17 protein-coding genes are annotated in these 15662 nt (G+C 61.4%); 5 read left to right on the top strand and 12 right to left on the bottom strand.

The annotated features are described in order from the left end of the window. Nucleotides 1-10 precede the first annotated feature (10 nt). Complete coding sequence (locus tag B2G88_RS15205; RefSeq protein WP_054864200.1) at nt 11-466, top strand: pyridoxamine 5'-phosphate oxidase family protein; 456 nt, start codon at nt 11-13, stop codon at nt 464-466. Between the two features lie 5 nt (nt 467-471). On the opposite strand, the gene B2G88_RS15200 is transcribed toward B2G88_RS15205, so the two are convergent. Beyond that, nucleotides 472-621, bottom strand: a complete 150-nt coding sequence (locus B2G88_RS15200) for a DUF7560 family zinc ribbon protein (protein ID WP_054864199.1) — start codon at nt 619-621, stop codon at nt 472-474. A gap of 117 nt (nt 622-738) precedes the next feature. Next, entirely contained in the window at nt 739-1407 is a 669-nt protein-coding gene (locus tag B2G88_RS15195; protein WP_087715233.1) for a helix-turn-helix domain-containing protein, read from the bottom strand. Nucleotides 1408-1558: 151 nt separating this feature from the next. On the opposite strand from B2G88_RS15195, the gene B2G88_RS15190 reads away from it, so the two are divergent. Then, nucleotides 1559-1954, top strand: a complete 396-nt coding sequence (locus B2G88_RS15190) for a winged helix-turn-helix domain-containing protein (RefSeq protein ID WP_054864197.1) — start codon at nt 1559-1561, stop codon at nt 1952-1954. 132 nt (nt 1955-2086) lie between these two features. Here B2G88_RS15190 and B2G88_RS15185 read toward each other — a convergent pair whose 3' ends face one another. The 4 genes from B2G88_RS15185 to B2G88_RS15170 all read right to left on the bottom strand — a co-directional run bounded on the left by B2G88_RS15185 (nt 2087) and on the right by B2G88_RS15170 (nt 7425). Then, nucleotides 2087-2734 (bottom strand): hypothetical protein, encoded by a 648-nt coding sequence (locus tag B2G88_RS15185; RefSeq protein ID WP_087715232.1) that lies wholly within the window; start codon nt 2732-2734, stop codon nt 2087-2089. Nucleotides 2735-3045: 311 nt separating this feature from the next. After that, entirely contained in the window at nt 3046-4968 is a 1923-nt protein-coding gene (locus B2G88_RS15180) for an aldehyde ferredoxin oxidoreductase family protein (RefSeq protein WP_087715231.1), read from the bottom strand. Nucleotides 4969-5154: 186 nt separating this feature from the next. Then, entirely contained in the window at nt 5155-5343 is a 189-nt protein-coding gene (locus B2G88_RS15175; protein WP_054864099.1) for a DUF1328 family protein, read from the bottom strand. Between the two features lie 123 nt (nt 5344-5466). Then, on the bottom strand, nt 5467-7425 hold the full coding sequence (locus tag B2G88_RS15170) for a bacterio-opsin activator domain-containing protein (RefSeq protein ID WP_087715230.1): 1959 nt from the start codon (nt 7423-7425) through the stop codon (nt 5467-5469). Between the two features lie 107 nt (nt 7426-7532). On the opposite strand from B2G88_RS15170, the gene B2G88_RS19970 reads away from it, so the two are divergent. Together B2G88_RS19970 and B2G88_RS15160 are read left to right on the top strand one after the other, a co-directional pair. After that, a complete protein-coding gene (locus B2G88_RS19970) occupies nt 7533-7724 on the top strand; it encodes an HVO_0649 family zinc finger protein (RefSeq protein ID WP_054864106.1) in 192 nt (63 codons plus the stop codon). A 64-nt stretch (nt 7725-7788) separates the two neighbouring features. Further along, the gene (locus B2G88_RS15160) at nt 7789-8889 is read left to right on the top strand and encodes an archaeosine biosynthesis radical SAM protein RaSEA (RefSeq protein WP_054864100.1); all 1101 of its coding nucleotides are present in this window, start codon (nt 7789-7791) and stop codon (nt 8887-8889) included. Nucleotides 8890-8926: 37 nt separating this feature from the next. Here B2G88_RS15160 and B2G88_RS15155 read toward each other — a convergent pair whose 3' ends face one another. The 6 genes from B2G88_RS15155 to B2G88_RS15130 all read right to left on the bottom strand — a co-directional run bounded on the left by B2G88_RS15155 (nt 8927) and on the right by B2G88_RS15130 (nt 15084). Beyond that, the gene (locus tag B2G88_RS15155; RefSeq protein WP_087715229.1) at nt 8927-9430 is read right to left on the bottom strand and encodes a chemotaxis protein CheD; all 504 of its coding nucleotides are present in this window, start codon (nt 9428-9430) and stop codon (nt 8927-8929) included. A gap of 145 nt (nt 9431-9575) precedes the next feature. Beyond that, complete coding sequence (locus B2G88_RS15150) at nt 9576-12209, bottom strand: PAS domain S-box protein (RefSeq protein ID WP_087715228.1); 2634 nt, start codon at nt 12207-12209, stop codon at nt 9576-9578. A gap of 164 nt (nt 12210-12373) precedes the next feature. Next, nucleotides 12374-13066 carry a phosphoribosylformylglycinamidine synthase I gene (purQ, locus tag B2G88_RS15145; protein WP_054864104.1) on the bottom strand — a complete coding sequence of 231 codons (693 nt, stop codon included), beginning with the start codon at nt 13064-13066 and terminating at the stop codon, nt 12374-12376. Beyond that, on the bottom strand, nt 13067-13318 hold the full coding sequence (gene purS, locus B2G88_RS15140; RefSeq protein ID WP_054864105.1) for a phosphoribosylformylglycinamidine synthase subunit PurS: 252 nt from the start codon (nt 13316-13318) through the stop codon (nt 13067-13069). Between the two features lie 92 nt (nt 13319-13410). Next, entirely contained in the window at nt 13411-13782 is a 372-nt protein-coding gene (locus tag B2G88_RS15135; RefSeq protein ID WP_087715227.1) for a rhodanese-like domain-containing protein, read from the bottom strand. 45 nt (nt 13783-13827) lie between these two features. Further along, on the bottom strand, nt 13828-15084 hold the full coding sequence (locus B2G88_RS15130) for an FAD/NAD(P)-binding protein (protein ID WP_087715226.1): 1257 nt from the start codon (nt 15082-15084) through the stop codon (nt 13828-13830). Between the two features lie 146 nt (nt 15085-15230). On the opposite strand from B2G88_RS15130, the gene B2G88_RS15125 reads away from it, so the two are divergent. Continuing rightward, the gene (locus B2G88_RS15125) at nt 15231-15662 is read left to right on the top strand and encodes an SHOCT domain-containing protein (protein WP_054862996.1); all 432 of its coding nucleotides are present in this window, start codon (nt 15231-15233) and stop codon (nt 15660-15662) included.

Below are 15662 nucleotides of genomic sequence, written 5' to 3'. Positions count from 1 at the left end.
TACTGAGACGATGGCCATCGATACAGAGACCGATATGACCGACGAGGAAATCGACACCTTCCTCGGCGGCCACGAGACGGGGGTGCTGTCGCTCGCGCGTACCGACGATCCGTATGCGATCCCGATTTCGTACGGCTACGACGACGAGAACCGAGAGATCTACATGCGACTGGTCTCGACACCGGACAGCGAAAAACGCGAGTTTCTCAACTCGACGCCTGACGCGCGACTGGTCGTCTACGACGAGTCGGATGCAACCTATCGCAGCGTCATTGCGGTTGGGACACTCGAGGAGATCAATCCCGCGGATCTGACGCCGGACCAGATCGCACAGTACGGTGATGCAAAGCGACCGCTGTTCGAAATCTGGGCAGAAGGCAAGAAGGATCTCGATATCGAACTGTATCGATTCGTCCCGGACACACTCAACGGGCGGCGAACAGAAATCGACCGAAGTGGTGACTGAGACGACTAGTTCGTCTGTTGTTCCGTCGCGAACGCCGTTTCTGTGACGTCGGCTCCACAGACTGGACAGCCATGCGATAAGGTGGCCTCACGCATCGACTCGTTGACCTCGATTTCTTGGCCGCACTCGGGGCAGTGAAATACGTATCTACTCATGACGACGCTCAGACTGTATACGATGTGAATCGGCTACGTTCATAGCTGTGTGTCCATTATATATAGGGTTAGGGTTCGTTTCCGCTCGGCAGTAGTTCCCGAAGCGTTCTAGTATGATCATCGCTTGTGGTCGAGGATCGCATCCAATAGTTTCGTCTGTGCAGCGGCGAGATGTTCTGTAAACGTCGTACTCGTAATCCCGAGTTCCTCAGCGACCTCGCCCGCGTTGGCCCGTTTCGGATGCTCGAAATACCCCATTCGGTGGGCCGTCTCGAGGACTTCCAACTGCCGGTCGGTCAACGACGAGCGGTCGACGAAGACGAGGGTCTGCTCGGCGTGGTCTTGCTGTGACTGCAACAGGCGTTGGACATCAAGTGAGTCGTACTGATCCTGTAACTCGCCGATAATCGCCTGTAGCCCCTGCATATCTGGCGCGTGGAAAGTGAGATACAGCGACGAGCCGCGTGTGCGGACGTCCGTCACCGGGCAGTCGAACGACTCGATGACCTCGCAGGGACAGCCTGCGCCAAGGTCGCGTTCGAACCGATACACCGAACTCGAGCCGTAGGCGAACACCGACGAGAGATCAGCGCCCACGTCGAACTCATCGTCGTCGGGATACTCCTCGGCCTCGAGCATGAACTCCTCGGTCACGCGCGTCGGCGCGTCCGGGTTGGTACTGGTCGTCACCGAGTTGACCGTTCCGCTGGTGGTCGCAGCCGCCTGCGTCACTACGCAATCGGGCGGATCCTCGAGTCGAATTTCGGCACGTATCCCCGACGGCATCAGCTATAACTGAAACTCGAGGCATCCTAAAGCCTGTGTCTCGTTCGGTGTCTCCACACGCTCTCGAGCCGAGAATACGTAACCCCATATAAAGACCCCTGTATTTAGTGGGACTCACTACGAGGTGGACCGGTCACTACTACGAAGTACAATGTCCGCTACGAACTCACCCAAGGCAGGATGGCTCACTGACGACGACCCCGCAGACCCAGACCGTGTCCTCGCAGCGCTCGAGGACGACGCCTGCCGAACGATACTCGAGGCGACGAGCGACGCTGCACTGACCGCGACAGAGCTCTCAGAGCAGTGTGAAATCCCGATGTCGACGGCCTATCGGAAAGTCGAGACCCTGACCGAAGCCGGTCTCGTCGACGAACAGGTCCGGATCAACACCTCCGGGAAGCACGCAACCGAGTACGTTCGCTGTTTCGATGACGTCGTTGTCTCTCTCAGCGACGGCAACGGCGTCGAAATCGAACTGACCCAGCCAGAGACAGAGACAGCCAGTAGCGCCACGACCACCGGTCACGCCGTCGCCGACGACTGAGCAACGCCACGCTCGAGACCGAGCCATCCCGACCGTCCGAACGGGCGGACGTGTCGTAGCGGACACCTCGAGTTACTGGGTGTCTCATTTTTATCGCGAGTCAGAAGGAATGCCAATCTCATTGCCTCGCAGTCAGTCTCTCCGCGAGCGCTCGGTCCTGGGTACGTTGTCACTGTCATCGGAGCGGACCCACTCCGGCACTGTCGCGACGAGCGCCGGCGGTGCGCGTTTTAGTAGTCGTCCGCCGGCGTCGACGAGTGCCTTCCGCAAGGTGGTGTAGGCAATCGAAATGACGAGCATCGCGACGATAATAGACTGGACAACGCCATCGAAGACGAACAACGCGGGGAGCGCAAGCAGGGCCGCAAGCGCCAGATCGCCCGGCGAGCCGTCGTAGCCGACCCACTGGCGCGGCGCGATCCACCGGCCGTGGAAGTGGCTATAGACCGCCCTATCGGTGGTCCCCTCCCACGGGCGCGTCTCGAGGCCACCACCAACCGCGTCCGTCACGGAGTGAAGCGCAGCGGCGAGCACGAACACTGCGAAGGCGAGGCTCCACTGGGTCGGAGCGACAAGCGCAACAGCCGTCGCTGGAATCGCGAGCACCCAGTAGTAGACCGGAAAATGCAGCGTTCGTCGGTGCCCTGCAGGGAGGTCAAAGTCGGGAAAAAGTCCGCCGAGAAGGCCTGCAATCGCGACGACGGCGGCGAATTCGGGCGCAACGAGGGCGACGCCGACCGCGAGCGAGAGGCCCACAAACGCGTGCGTCGTCGCCATCATGGATACTGGAACACTGTTCGGTTCAGCTATATGTCCGTTGGTTCGTTCGGACAGTCGAACCGTCCGGTGGTCTTTCAGTGATTCAAACTCGAGTCAGAAATCAGGCCTCGAGTACCCCCTCCTGACGAGGCTCGTGCTGGTCACGCTCGAGCGCAGCCAACGCCTCGGGTGACCGTTACCAGAAGGGCGAGCGACAGCATCATCCGAACCTGAAGACTTCGCGATTGACGTGGCACGCGTCAAATAACAGACAGACAACCGATAAAAACACCGACTCGTTCAACAGCGGGAAGCCGGCAACGACACCGCAATCAGTCGTCAGCCGGCGCCGCCGAGTCACCGGCGGAGACGCCCGTTCCCGGTCCAATCTCGATCTCGAGTTCGTCTAACTTTTCGTCCGGCACGACACCGTCGACCCAGCCGCGGTAGTCGTAGTATTCGTCTTTCATCTCCTCGAGTTCGCAGTACTCGCCTTCGCTTGCGCCCTGCCCCCGGATACCGTCCTTGAGGAAGCGTGCTGGCAGCGAGTCATCAGCGCCGTCGAACCCGTTGAGGTTGTTGTAGTAGCGCTCTAAGTTGTAGACGCGCTCGCCGGCTGCCATCAGTTCGTCTTCGGTCACGTCGAGGCCGGTCATGCCGTTGTACTGGAGGACATACTCCTCGATGCCTTCCGCGAAGGCGTTGAACTTGCAGATGTCGAAGGAGTCGCTGATGGCGTGGAGGTTCTGGAACTCCGCGGTGAGTTCGCCTTTGCCCTCCCACTCGTAGGGATCGACCTTTTCCGGAATGCCAAGAATTTCGGCGGCGGGCGTGTACCCGCGCAGGTGGCAAGCCCCGCGGTTCGAGGTCGCGTAGCCAATCCCCATGCCCTTCATACAGCGTGGGTCGTAGGCCGCGATGGTCTGGCCTTTGACAGCCAGCGAGTTCTCGTGGGCGTCTTTCGCCTCGGAGACGCGACGCGGGCCTTCAGCCAGCAGGTCCGCGAGATCGTTCTCGCGGTGGGCGATCTGTTCGATCATGTCGATCATTGTCTCGTAGTCGCCCCAGTCCATCTCGCCGACACCCTCGAGTTTGCCCTCCTCGGTCATCTCCATGGCCATCGCCATCATGTTGCCCGTTTCGATGGTGTCGACGCCCATGTCGTTACAGCGGTCGATCATGAGCGCGACGGCATCGCGGTCGGTGTGGCCGGAGTTCGGGCCGAGCGCGTAGGCGGATTCGTACTCGTAGGACTCCGTGCGGACGTTCATCTCCTCGCCTTTGTGCATCGCTTGCACCTCGACTTCCTTCTTGCAGGCGACCGGACAGGAGTGACACGTCGGTTCGTCGACGAGGATGTTCTCGCGGACGTTCTCGCCGGAGACGCGTTCAGCGTCGATATCCGCGCCCTCTGCGTCGCGCATCGCCTCGGTCGAGGTGTACTGGCCGTTTTTCGTCGGCAGGCCGTCCATCTCCTCGCCGATGTTCATCAGGACGTTCGTCCCGTACATCGAGAGCCCGCCCTCGTTGGGCGCGGTGACCTCCGACTCCTGAATGGCCTGCATCGCCTGCTGGTGGCCCTCCATGAACGTCTCTTTGTCCGCCGGCTGGGGCATCTTCGTGCCTGACTTGACGACGATTGCCTTGAGGTTCTTCGACCCCATCACACAGCCCGTGCCGCCGCGCCCGGAGGCTCGGTCATCCTCGTTGATGATACAAGCGTATTTCACCTCGTTCTCGCCGCCGGGACCGATCCCCATGAAACTCATATTCTTCCCATACGAGCCCTCGAGTTCTTCCTCGAGTGCCTTGCGGGTTTCATGGACACCGCTTCCCCAGAGTTCGGAGGCGTCCCGGAGGTCGACTTCGCCGTCTTCGACGACGGCATACACCGGCTCGTCGGCCTGGCCCTCGAATAGCAGGCCGTCGAAACCGGCCCACTTCAGGCGTGCGCCCGACCAGCCGCCGTGGTGGCTGTCGGTGACGGTGCCCGTCAGCGGCGACTTCGTACAGACCGCAATCCGGCCGCTCATCGGCACTTGCGTGCCCGAGAGCGGCCCGTTCATGAACGCAAGCAGGTTGTCGGGACCGAGCGGGTCGACGTCCGGCCCCTGCTCAAAGACGTACTTTACACCGAGGCCGCGCGCACCGATATACTTCTTTGCGTCCTCGTCGTCAATCGACTCGTACGCGACAGACCCATCCGAAAGGTCGATGCGGGCAACGTTGTCTTGGAAACCGCCGAGTGCAGTCATAGTAACCCCTCCCCATTGTATTCGGTCGCCAGCGTGTTAGCTGTTCCCGACCATCAGTAACCAACTATAGTTAACAATCGGCAATGAGAACCGATTCTCGAGTCAGCAGCGCGCTATGGTCGACTCGAGTACGTGATCGAATGATGCTCACTCTCGAGGCCGTGTTGCTACTCGAGTTGTGAGACATTAGAGGAGTAATGCCACAATCGCGAGGATGATGAAGATCAACACGAAGATACGGGCAATCTCCATCGTAACGCCGGCGACGCCGCGTGCCCCGACGGCCGCTGCGATAATCGCGAGCACGAAGAATACGACTGCCCAGTACAGGAAGCCGCCACCGCCGACTTGTAACGGAGTTACAAACTCGAGCATGACCAGTCGCTACCACAAACTCCGTATTAAACGCTGGTGACGCTCGAGTCGCTAACTGGAGGCTACAACCCGGTAGCTGGCACATACGGCCTGCAAGTGCCACACGTCTCAGAGGCGGACCCGCTACTCCCCGTCAAAAAATGCACGGCACAGTTTCGCCTCCGCCGTCCGCAGATGTTCGTGAAATGTCGGCCGCGAGACATTCATCGACTGTGCGAGGTCTTCGCCTGTGACGGGCCGAGGCCAGTCGAAGTAGCCGCCGAGATAGGCCCGCTGCAAGACAGTCAACTGGCGGTCAGTCAGATTATCCTCGAGTCGGGCGACGAATTCCTGGCGCGTCTCGCCGGTGCGGTCGCGTTGCTGGAACGAGCGCACGTCAGTCCCAGGGTGGCGCTCCTCGAGTGCCTCGATAATCGAGCGGACGTTTGCCGACCGTGGAATCTCGAGTGAGAGCGTCCCACGGCCGTCCTCGCAGTCGATTGCCGTCACGCGGACGCCGCGCTCGGAGAGCCAGGAGACGATGTCAGTCCCTCCGGATAGTTCGATCAGACACTCAGCGTCGTCGTCGTGCTTGACCACGACGCGACAGTTGATATCGGCGAGCGAGTCCGCTGCGTCGGTTATCGTCTCCGCAGTCGCTCCTGTTGCAGTGAACAACGTCGCGGTTGTCTCGTCGCTGTCAGTCGTCTCCGCCCCTGGATGGTGGGCTGATCGGCGGTACTCGAGTCGGCAGTCGGCCTCCCCAGCGAGTCCAACGGGCGCGACCGCGGGGTCCGTCAACTCGAGGTCGACGGCGACGACGGCGTCAGTCGTGAGGACGCGACTGGTCTCGCGGGCGTTGATACCGCTCGCAATCGCGCGGGCAAGCGCCGAGAAGATCACCGCCTCTCGGTCGCCGATATCCTGCCCAGCGACGGTGCGCACGGAGAGGACGCCGTACTCAATTTCGTTGTACGTGAGTGGATACGCGGCGTGTGTCGCTTCGGTCGTTGTTGCGTCGTCGGCCGACCCGGCGTCGTCCGCGAGCGTTCCGCGGGCGATGTCGCCGGTTGAAAGCGCCTCGGCTGCAGGATGTGCTGTGTCGGTAGAGATCGAGTCTGGCGTTTCGCCGGCTCCCGCTCGGACGTCAATCGTTCCCGTTGCCGGATTGCGCTCGCCGATCCAGACGTCATCGTAGGCCGCCTCCGCTGCGATCCGATCACAGACCTCGCGCTCGAGCGTCGACCGATCTGCGGCACCCGCGACGGCTGTCGTCACATCTTGAATCAGCCCCTCAACTCGCTCGAGGAGGTACTCGAGTTCGGCGGTGCGGCGCTCGAGGGCGAGTTCGGCTTCCTTGCGTGCAGTGATATCGTTCTGGAAGCCGACGTAGTGGGTGACTGATCCGGATTCGTTGCGGACCGGCGCGATTGTAACCTCGTTCCAGAACTCGCTGCCGTCTTTGCGGTAGTTTTTGAGTTCGACCGTGACGGGCCGGTCTTCGTCGATAGCAGCAGCCATCTCGGCGATGGCGTCGGGATCAGAGTCCTCGCCCTGTAAGAGCCGACAGTTTCGACCCACGACATCGTCATAGCTGTAGCCAGTGATCTCCTGATAGGCATCGTTGATGTACACCAGCGGGTTGTCCTCGCGGGCCGGATCCGAAATCGAGATCCCGACCGGCGCTTCCTCGAGTGCGCGTTCTTTGACGGCCCGGTCCCGTGTAAGTTTGACATGCTGACTGTCGCTTGTGCCACTCGCTGTGTCGTCAACGGGAGCGGTCGTGGCTCGAGACTCGAAGATGACCGTTGCCCCGCTTTCTGCACGGTGAATCCGCCCGTCGTACTGTGTACCATCCAGTGCAACCTGACGGGACGTCCCGACCGTCGTCTCGTCGATTTCCGCCATGAGGTGGTGTGACTCCTCGAGAACGTCTCCCAACGCGTCCTCTCCATCCTCGAGGTCGAATGCCTCGCGAGCTGCATCGTTCGCGTAGGTGACGGTCCCATCCGCGACGGTAATGACGGGATCGACGATCCGTTCGAGTGTGGCTGTCGCGGGCGAGGGTTGGGCCGCGTCACCCGCGGCATCGGCGTTTGTCATGTCGCCATCTACGTGGGGCGCCCTCAAGAACGCAGGTGGTCGAGCGACCAGTCGGATTTCGAATGAAAACCATGAGTGTTAATGACATGCACGTAGTAGTGGACAGTATGAGTGTGCATCGATCACCGTTCGAGCGACTCAGGACGAAATTCGACGAATCGGAGCCCCAGTGTCGCCAGTGTGGCTCACAGCCTGCTGACGCCGGCTGGCGCGTGACCACATCCGGCAGGCGCGTGCGCTACCAATTCGTTTGTCCGACCTGTGACGCAATCGAGACAAAAGAGATCCGACTGGGGTGAGTGACGACTGTCGCGATGGGCGGCAACGAAGGCGCTTTAGGTGCTGGCCCGCTTTTCCCTGCTAATGAGTAAACCCACGCCCGACGTCTACGAGCAGGGCAAGGGCATGGACGCCCACAATCAAGTGATGCGCGAGATTCGCTCGCGCAAAGAGGCCAGCTACGACCCCCACGAACCGACGCGCGTCTGGCTCGACGAGGACAACACGCCCGGTGGCGTCAAGACCAGCCTGACGATTATTCTCAACACCGGCGGCTGTCGCTGGGCCCGCGCCGGTGGCTGTACGATGTGTGGCTACGTCGCCGAAAGCGTCGACGGCGGCAGCGTCTCCCACGAGGCGCTCATGAACCAGATCGACGTCTGCCTCGAGCACGAAGCCGAAAACGCCGATGAACCCGCCGAACTCATCAAGATCTATACTTCTGGCTCCTTCCTCGACGAGCGCGAAGTCGACGCCAAGAGCCGACGCGCCATCGCCGAAACCTTTGCCGACCGAGAGCGCATCGTCCTCGAGTCCCTGCCTGATTTCGTCGACCGCGAGAAAATCGGTGACTTCACCCAGTACGGCATCGACACGGACATCGCAATCGGCCTCGAGACGGCCACTGACCGCGTGCGACACGACTGCGTGAACAAGTACTTCGACTTCGCTGACTTCGAAGACGCCTGTGCCGAGGCCGCCGTCGCGGACGATGACGCCGGCAGCGAGGCCGACGCGGGAATCAAGGCCTACCTGCTGATGAAGCCGCCGTTCCTCACGGAGTCAGAAGCCGTCGACGACATGATCTCCTCCATCGAGCGCTGTGCCGACGTGTCTGGCTGTCACACCGTCTCGATGAACCCGTGTAACGTCCAGCGCTACACGATGGTCGACGAACTCTACTTCAACGACGGCTACCGACCGCCGTGGCTCTGGTCGGTCGCCCACGTGCTCGAGGAAACCGCCGATATCGACGCCATCGTCGTCTCCGACCCCGTTGGACACGGCTCCGACCGCGGGCCGCATAACTGCCAGGAGTGTGATGACCTCGTCCAGAAAGCGATCAAGGATTTCGGCCTGCGACAGGACCCATCCGTCTTCGAGCAAGTCTCCTGTGAGTGCGAGCGGACCTGGGAAGTCGTCATGGAACGCGAACGTGGCTTCAACCAGCCGCTGACGCGGTAATCACGACGCTTTCAGTTCTCACACCGCAACTGTTCGACTACCAGCGACGCGTCTCGCCATCCGCCGTCGTCACCACCAACTCGCCCGTCCGGGGCATGAACGTCACCTGCCGCCCCCGTTCCCCGCCCACATCCGTTCCCCGAATCCTGATGTTCTCGGCCGCAAGCATCGCCCGCGCCGCTGCCACGTTTTGCTCACCGACCGACTCCTCGAGGCTCTCGAAGGGGACCATCGTTGCACCCCCCGAAAGTTTCGCCCACGCTCGAGTGGGCTGGCCGCCGTGGGCCTCAACAGCCGAGAGCAGTTTCGGAATCCCTGTATCCGCGAACTTCGCGGCTGGACGGCTCTCGCCGGCCCCCTGTGCAGAAGGCAACATGAAGTGCAAGAGTCCGCTCACGCCAGCCGCCTCGTCGTAGACTGCAACAACGCCACAGGAGCCAACGCCGCTAGTCCGCAGCGGCCGCTCATCCGTCGAGACAGCGTACTCGGCAATCCCGACTGGAATCGGCGCTCGCTCTGAGTTCGGATCTGATTCGGACACGTGCCATCCTCGAGACCGAGTGTGATCTCGAGTTCAAATCACGGGTACCCGGTAGTATGGTTTCCGGCCGTTTCCAGCCAACTCGAGGTCGCTATGGCTGGTGGGTCTTACCAGCGGTCATTTAAACAGGCGAGTCAGGCGACAGTTACTTGTCATCCTCATCAGCGACGTACTGAATCGTCTCCGTCTCGGCTCGAGGCAGTTGTAGTTCGACGGTCGTCCCGTATGGTTCGTTTGCAGCAAACGTGAGTCGGCCGCCGGATTGAGCGACGACCCAGTTGACCAGCCACAGCCCGAGGCCGCTGGCATGGCGCAACTGCGTAATCTCACGTTCGTCCTGTAACAGCTCTCGCTCTTCAGTCGGGATCCCTGGCCCGTTATCGCTGATCGAGAGCGTTACCAGATCGTCGTCAGTGTCACCCTCGGACAGTCGAACGCCGATCACTGGCGGCGACGAATCGTTGTGCTCGAGGGCGTTCTCGAGAACCTGTATGAGTGCCGTCTCGAGATAGTGACTCGCACGGACGAACTGTTGCTCAGGAAGCGAAACCGAGAGGTTGTACGGCCTGTCACCAGCGAAATCAGTCTCGTGTTCGAATCGTTCGAGTGCCTGCTCGGTGATGTCGACCGCGTCGACAACGGTCGTCATCGAGCCATCTTGCTCGAGCGTGCGTTCGACAGCGCGGGTTTTCTCGGCGAGTCCGATGAGTTCGTTCGCCCGCTCCTGGATGATCGTGGCGTAGTCTTCCGTCTCGCCGGTTTCCTTGTCAGCGACGACCTCCGCACAGCCATTGATGATGTTCATCCCGTTTCGAAGGTCGTGACGCAGGACACGATTGAGAATCTCGAGGCGTTTGCGTCTTCGTTTGCGGTCGGTAATATCAGTATAGAGACCAACGGATCGCTCGACCTCGTCGTCACTTTCGATGGGGACGACGCGAATCATAAAGTCGCGAATACCGTCCGTCGTCCGTCGTTTCACCTCAGTTTCGACGACGGATCCCTGGCCACTGCGGTGGTTGATCGACAGCGCCTCGGCGTTTCGGTCGGGTGGGACGATGAACTGATCGAGCGGTTCGCCGAGCAACTCGGACTCGTCGTAGCCGAAGATTTGCTCGAAGGCAGGATTGACGGCTTCGATGATCGGCGGCGCATCTGCACTGCGCTGGCGCGTACTGACTGCCGCGTCCGGGACGTTCTCAAACAGCGCAGCGAACCGGTCCCGCTCCGCACGGATTTCGGCCTCGAAATCGAACCGCTCGAGGGCATCAGAAACGTGTGAAAGCAACAGTTCCGCGAGTTCTTGGTCGTCATGGTCGAACGCAGCAAAGTCGGAGGAAACGGCCTGAAAGACGCCGTGATCGCCGATTGGAATGCTAAGCACGGAACGAAACTCGTCGCTTTCGGTCTTCGCAGTCGGGTTCGTCGTAATATCGTCGACTCGGTGTGTTCGACCCGTTCGATAGGTTTTCCCGGCGATACCCTCCTCGACCGACATCGTCTGTTCGACCTCCACGTCGAGACCAGTGGAAACTGCCTTTTTGACCAGCAGCGACCCCTCGACCATATCGACGACACAGACGTCGAACTGTAACACCTCCTCTGCAGCAGTCACAGTAACCTCATAAATCTCCTCGCGCGTCTCGCAGTCATCGAGTTTCGAGGCCACGTCGTGTAAACTCGCGATTTTCGCCTCGTGTGCGTGCAGTTCGCGTTTCATCCGCTTGCGATCACTGATATCGCGGATAATGCCGACAGTCCCACCACCACTGCTATCCTCGGACTCAGCCGCATCAAACAGCGTCGCGTTGATCTCACACGGGATCTGTCGGCCGGCCTGCGTCTCGAGTGTTACTTCGTAGGTCGCGACCGCGTCATCCGGTTGTCCACCTGCCGACGACAGTGCACGAAGACGCTTTTGTCGCCGCTCGATGCTCTCTGCAGAGAGGATCATCGAGATATGGTTCCCGATCAGTTCCGCCCGGTCGTAGCCGCTCACCTCGGCCAGCGTCTCGTTGACCGTGACGAATCGTCCTGCACTGTCCAGTGAATAGACGCTTTCGCCCACAACCTCGACGATTGTGCCGGCGCGCTCGCGATCCGTCGCATGCTCCTGTGTGAGCGCGAGCGACACATCAGCGTCCGTATACTCCAGCAACTCCTCGAGCGAACCGTTCGGGTCCGCCTCGGACAGCAGGTTCTCGAGCGTCGCCGATGACGGAGCCACAGCGTCGTCGGTTGCACCCGACTCGAGTCCGGGTCCGGGCGATGCGGACGGAGACATCGTCGAGTGAGATTCCACAGTAGACGGGAGAGATGACAGCGGAGACGAGGACGAGTTAGCGGCCCCAGACGTGGTGCGGCCCTCTGTCTCCAAGTCACCGATATACTGCTCATCATCGAGCGAGCGAAAGAGGGCAGATTGCTGTGTCGCAGCGAGGGTTCGAACACGCTCGAGGAGCGTCTCGGGCGCGCTCGCTCGAGGCACGTAGCCATCGCCCCCAGCCGCGAGGACCTCGCCAGCGAGTGTCTCGCTTCCGTCGGCCGGACAGACGACGACCGGCACCGGTTCGGACGCAAACTGTCGACACAACTCGAGGCAGGTCCCATCGCCGAGTGAGTGAGCACTCACGAGACAGGCGATCCGAGTTGGCTCGCGCTCGACTATCGAGCGACATTCCGCAATCGTCTCGGCTGTAATCGGCTCAAAGCCTGCGTCTCCGAACGCCGCGACAAGGTCGTCCGACGGGGAACAATCAGCGTAGACGACGCAGTTCATGACTTCAAGGCACTCACTAGGGCTGGAAGCCAACAGCCGGCCAGGAGAGACACCCGACTGCTGGCGACAGCGTTGTTACTACTGGTCACTTGAGAATTGGAATAAGTGTACCGGCCGGTCCGCGCGATCTGGTGTGGCAGCGACGGGCGACTGGAGATGACGGGTTACTCAAGTTCCACAGCGCGTTCGAACCCGCGGAGGACGCCCTGTCCTGCCGTCGGCCCGACATCAGGAACCGTCGCGCGCTCGGGATGGGGCATCAACACGGCAACGCCTTCATGGTCGCCGAGAACGCCCGCAACGTTGTGTTTCGAGCCGTTGGGGTTGACCTCGGGTCCAGTCTCGCCGGTTTCGTCGCAGTAGCGAAACAGAATTCGATTCTCGTCCTCGAGTTCTGTGAGTCGCTCATCACGGATCTCGTAGCGCCCTTCTCCATGGGCAATCGGGATTTCGATGACCTCGCCTTCCTCATAGGCAGCGGTCCAAGGTGTATCCGCGCGCTCGACGCGTAGGTAGACGTGTTCGCACTGGAAACGCGCGCTTTCGTTCGTCGTAAACGCACCCTCGGTGAGCCCGGACTCGCAACCGATCTGTGCGCCGTTGCAGACGCCGAGAACAGGCACGCCGTCGGCGGCTGCCTCGCGAACCTCGGCCATGATCGGCGAGCGCGCGGCCATCGCACCCGCGCGGAGATAATCGCCGTAAGAGAAGCCACCGGGCAGCATGATTCCCGTTGTGTCTTCAGGCAGGCCGTCCTCGTGCCAGACGATTTCGGCGTCGATCTCGAGGTGTGCGAGTGCGCGCTCGGCGTCGCGGTCGCAGTTCGAGCCGCCGAACCTGATTATTGCAACGGTCATCTACCGTTCGTCGACCTCCACATCGTAGTCGTGGATGGTCGGATTCGCCAGCAGTCGTTCGGCCATCTCGTCAGCACGCTCGCGGGCGGCGTCGACCGACTCAGCCTCGAGGTCGACCTCGAAGCGATCAGCCGAGCGAAGCCCCTCGAGGTCGAAGCCGAGGCGCTCGAGTGCCTGTTTCGTCGTCTCGGCCTCGGGGTCGAGTACGCCGTGTTTGAGTCGAACCGTCACCGTCGCGGTGTAGGCGGTCATTATCTGATATCCCGTAACCATGCTCAAAAACGCTTTCGCCTTTGCTCGGTGTTACACGTTCGTGGATACCTGCGTCGGAAACAACCGTGTACTCAGGGGAGCAACCCGCCGAGCGCCGACCGCAGGCGATAGCCGAGCGAGCCGTTCTGGTAGCCGTTCCAGCGGCGCTGGCCGCCGGCTAACGTGACCGCGTCGTAGCCCTCGTCCTCGAGAATGGTCGTTGCCGTTCGAGCGACGATTCCTGCTTTACAGACCGTGACGACCGTCCTCTCGGCTGGCACGTCCGAAAGCGCCTCTCGGAACGCCGCCTCATCACCGCCGCGAAGATCGTCGTAGACGGGCACGTTGTGACTGCCCTCGATATGGTCGCGCTGATACGCTTCACGCGGGCGAATATCGATGACGTACGGCGACTCCGCACTCGAGAGTCGATCCTCGAGTCGCTCGGGTCCGATTGTGCTCATACGCCACAATATCGACGGGAGAAATAAAACGATGCGGGTCTCGACTCAGGCGGCGATCCGATGCGGGTCGACAACGGCCTCGACCCCCGCGCTCAGGCGGTCGGCCGCACGACGTGCACCCGCGATGTTGCCCGCGAGCGGGCCGACGGCCCCAGCCGCCAGTGCGCCGGAGACGAAGAGGCGACTCGCCGTGTCATCCTTGCGGTGCCAGGCAAGCGTCTCGTCGGACAGCACCGGCATGCCGCAATAGCCGCGCTTGAGGTCGAGTTCGTCGGCGACCTGCTCGACGAATGGATGGTCAAAAATCGGAGCGAAGCCCGTGGCGAGAACGACCTGCTCGGCGCTACAACAGCCGCCGTTCTCGAGTACGAGGCGAACACGACCGTCGACTCGGCGGGCACTGCGAACGTCTCCGTGACGGATCGACAGTGTCTCAGTCTCTGCGGCGGACTCGAGGCGCTCGAACAGCGTCGGCGGAATCGTCGCGTCGTTGCGCGCCTCGCGGATGACATCGGCGCGGGCCTGCGAACCAGGCGGGTGTCGGTGCAGATGGCGCTCGATGTGATTCCAGTTGATCCAGCGCGGGTCGGCCTCGATGGCTGCCGTCTCGAGGTCGTGTCTCGAGAGCAAGGTGACCCCAGACGCAGCCTCGCCTGCGCCGTCCGCCGCGCGGTCAGCGAGACAGAGTGCGACCTGCGCTGCGGTGATCCCGCCGCCGACGACGATGGACTCGCCGGACTGCGTCGCGGGATCGAACGATTCGTCCCAAATGTGTTCGATTTCCCCAATGCCGTCTGCCCAGTCGGGGCTGCAATAGCGCCCGCCGTGGCCCATCGCCAGCACGCACGTTCGAGTTTTGACTTCCTCGCCTGTGTCGGTCTCGAGGATGAGCGGGCGCTCCGAGGCGCTCCCGCGGCGCTCGCAGCGCCGAATCGACGTGACGGTGGCTTGCCGATGGAGCGAGGACAGGTCGGTGCGCTCGAGGACGTACTCGGCGTAGTCCAGAAACAGCGACAGTGACGGCCGACGTGGGTATTTCGGTCGCGAGAGCAGTTCGTCTTCGCGCCCGCGCGCCTCGGCGAAATCCTCGAGTCCGAACGGTTCGGTGCCGATATGATGGACGAACGTCGACCGCAGCGCGTCCATCTCGCAGGCCCGCGCCTTCCGTCGAAACGACGCGAGTAACTGGTCGTTTGGATCGACAATGAGAACGTCTGACCGCTCGAGTGCCGTCTCCTCGAGCAGTCGCTGGACCAGATAGGTACCGTGGATGCCGCCGCCGATGATCACGCACTCACGCATGGAATCCTGTTACACCGAATTATTATTTTAACCTTTCTTCTTAATAATACAGACTAGCCGGAATTGACTGGTTCACATATCGTGCTCGACTCGAGATTCGATGCGTGGATGACAGGTCTTTTTGTGTTCGTTCACGAACACGACATATGGGAAGTGACTGGGCCAACGCCGGACTGTCGATGCCGATGGCCATCGTTATCGTCGGTATGCTGCTTGCATTCGTCGCGCTCGCGGCTATCGACACCGGCGTCGCGATAATCGTCGCCATCTTCGCGTTCGTCTTCGGTGGGGAGATTTTCAGGGAGATGATCGCCGCGATACAACAACCGGCAGACGAATCGGCGACCAACGACACCGTCGAGGAGGACCCACAGGACGCCCTCGAGCGCCTGCGAACCCGCTACGCCGACGGCGACCTGTCCGATTCGGAGTTCGAACGCCGACTCGAGGTCCTGCTCGAGACGGAGACAGTTGACGATGTCGAGCGCTATCTCGCAGGCGAAAGCGAGTCGGCCCAACCGAACCGACAGCGATCAGGCGACGAGCACGACCACGAATTCGAGCGCTCAACCGGTTGA

It is taken from the genome of Natronolimnobius baerhuensis (assembly GCF_002177135.1).
Lineage (GTDB): Archaea > Halobacteriota > Halobacteria > Halobacteriales > Natrialbaceae > Natronolimnobius > Natronolimnobius baerhuensis.
The sequence above is the reverse complement of the archived record's forward strand: the minus strand, read 5'-3'. Positions and strand labels throughout refer to the sequence as shown.

Excerpts from the sequence above, each read along its gene's own strand:
- B2G88_RS15205 (WP_054864200.1), top strand. The coding sequence starts at position 11 with ATGGCCATCGATACAGAGACCGATATGACCGACGAGGAAATCGACACC.
- B2G88_RS15200 (WP_054864199.1), bottom strand. The coding sequence starts at position 621 with ATGAGTAGATACGTATTTCACTGCCCCGAGTGCGGCCAAGAAATCGAG.
- B2G88_RS15195 (WP_087715233.1), bottom strand. The coding sequence starts at position 1,407 with ATGCCGTCGGGGATACGTGCCGAAATTCGACTCGAGGATCCGCCCGAT.
- B2G88_RS15190 (WP_054864197.1), top strand. The coding sequence starts at position 1,559 with ATGTCCGCTACGAACTCACCCAAGGCAGGATGGCTCACTGACGACGAC.
- B2G88_RS15185 (WP_087715232.1), bottom strand. The coding sequence starts at position 2,734 with ATGATGGCGACGACGCACGCGTTTGTGGGCCTCTCGCTCGCGGTCGGC.
- B2G88_RS15180 (WP_087715231.1), bottom strand. The coding sequence starts at position 4,968 with ATGACTGCACTCGGCGGTTTCCAAGACAACGTTGCCCGCATCGACCTT.
- B2G88_RS15175 (WP_054864099.1), bottom strand. The coding sequence starts at position 5,343 with ATGCTCGAGTTTGTAACTCCGTTACAAGTCGGCGGTGGCGGCTTCCTG.
- B2G88_RS15170 (WP_087715230.1), bottom strand. The coding sequence starts at position 7,425 with ATGACAAACGCCGATGCCGCGGGTGACGCGGCCCAACCCTCGCCCGCG.
- B2G88_RS19970 (WP_054864106.1), top strand. The coding sequence starts at position 7,533 with ATGAGTGTGCATCGATCACCGTTCGAGCGACTCAGGACGAAATTCGAC.
- B2G88_RS15160 (WP_054864100.1), top strand. The coding sequence starts at position 7,789 with ATGAGTAAACCCACGCCCGACGTCTACGAGCAGGGCAAGGGCATGGAC.
- B2G88_RS15150 (WP_087715228.1), bottom strand. The coding sequence starts at position 12,209 with ATGAACTGCGTCGTCTACGCTGATTGTTCCCCGTCGGACGACCTTGTC.
- purQ (WP_054864104.1), bottom strand. The coding sequence starts at position 13,066 with ATGACCGTTGCAATAATCAGGTTCGGCGGCTCGAACTGCGACCGCGAC.
- purS (WP_054864105.1), bottom strand. The coding sequence starts at position 13,318 with ATGACCGCCTACACCGCGACGGTGACGGTTCGACTCAAACACGGCGTA.
- B2G88_RS15135 (WP_087715227.1), bottom strand. The coding sequence starts at position 13,782 with ATGAGCACAATCGGACCCGAGCGACTCGAGGATCGACTCTCGAGTGCG.
- B2G88_RS15130 (WP_087715226.1), bottom strand. The coding sequence starts at position 15,084 with ATGCGTGAGTGCGTGATCATCGGCGGCGGCATCCACGGTACCTATCTG.
- B2G88_RS15125 (WP_054862996.1), top strand. The coding sequence starts at position 15,231 with ATGGGAAGTGACTGGGCCAACGCCGGACTGTCGATGCCGATGGCCATC.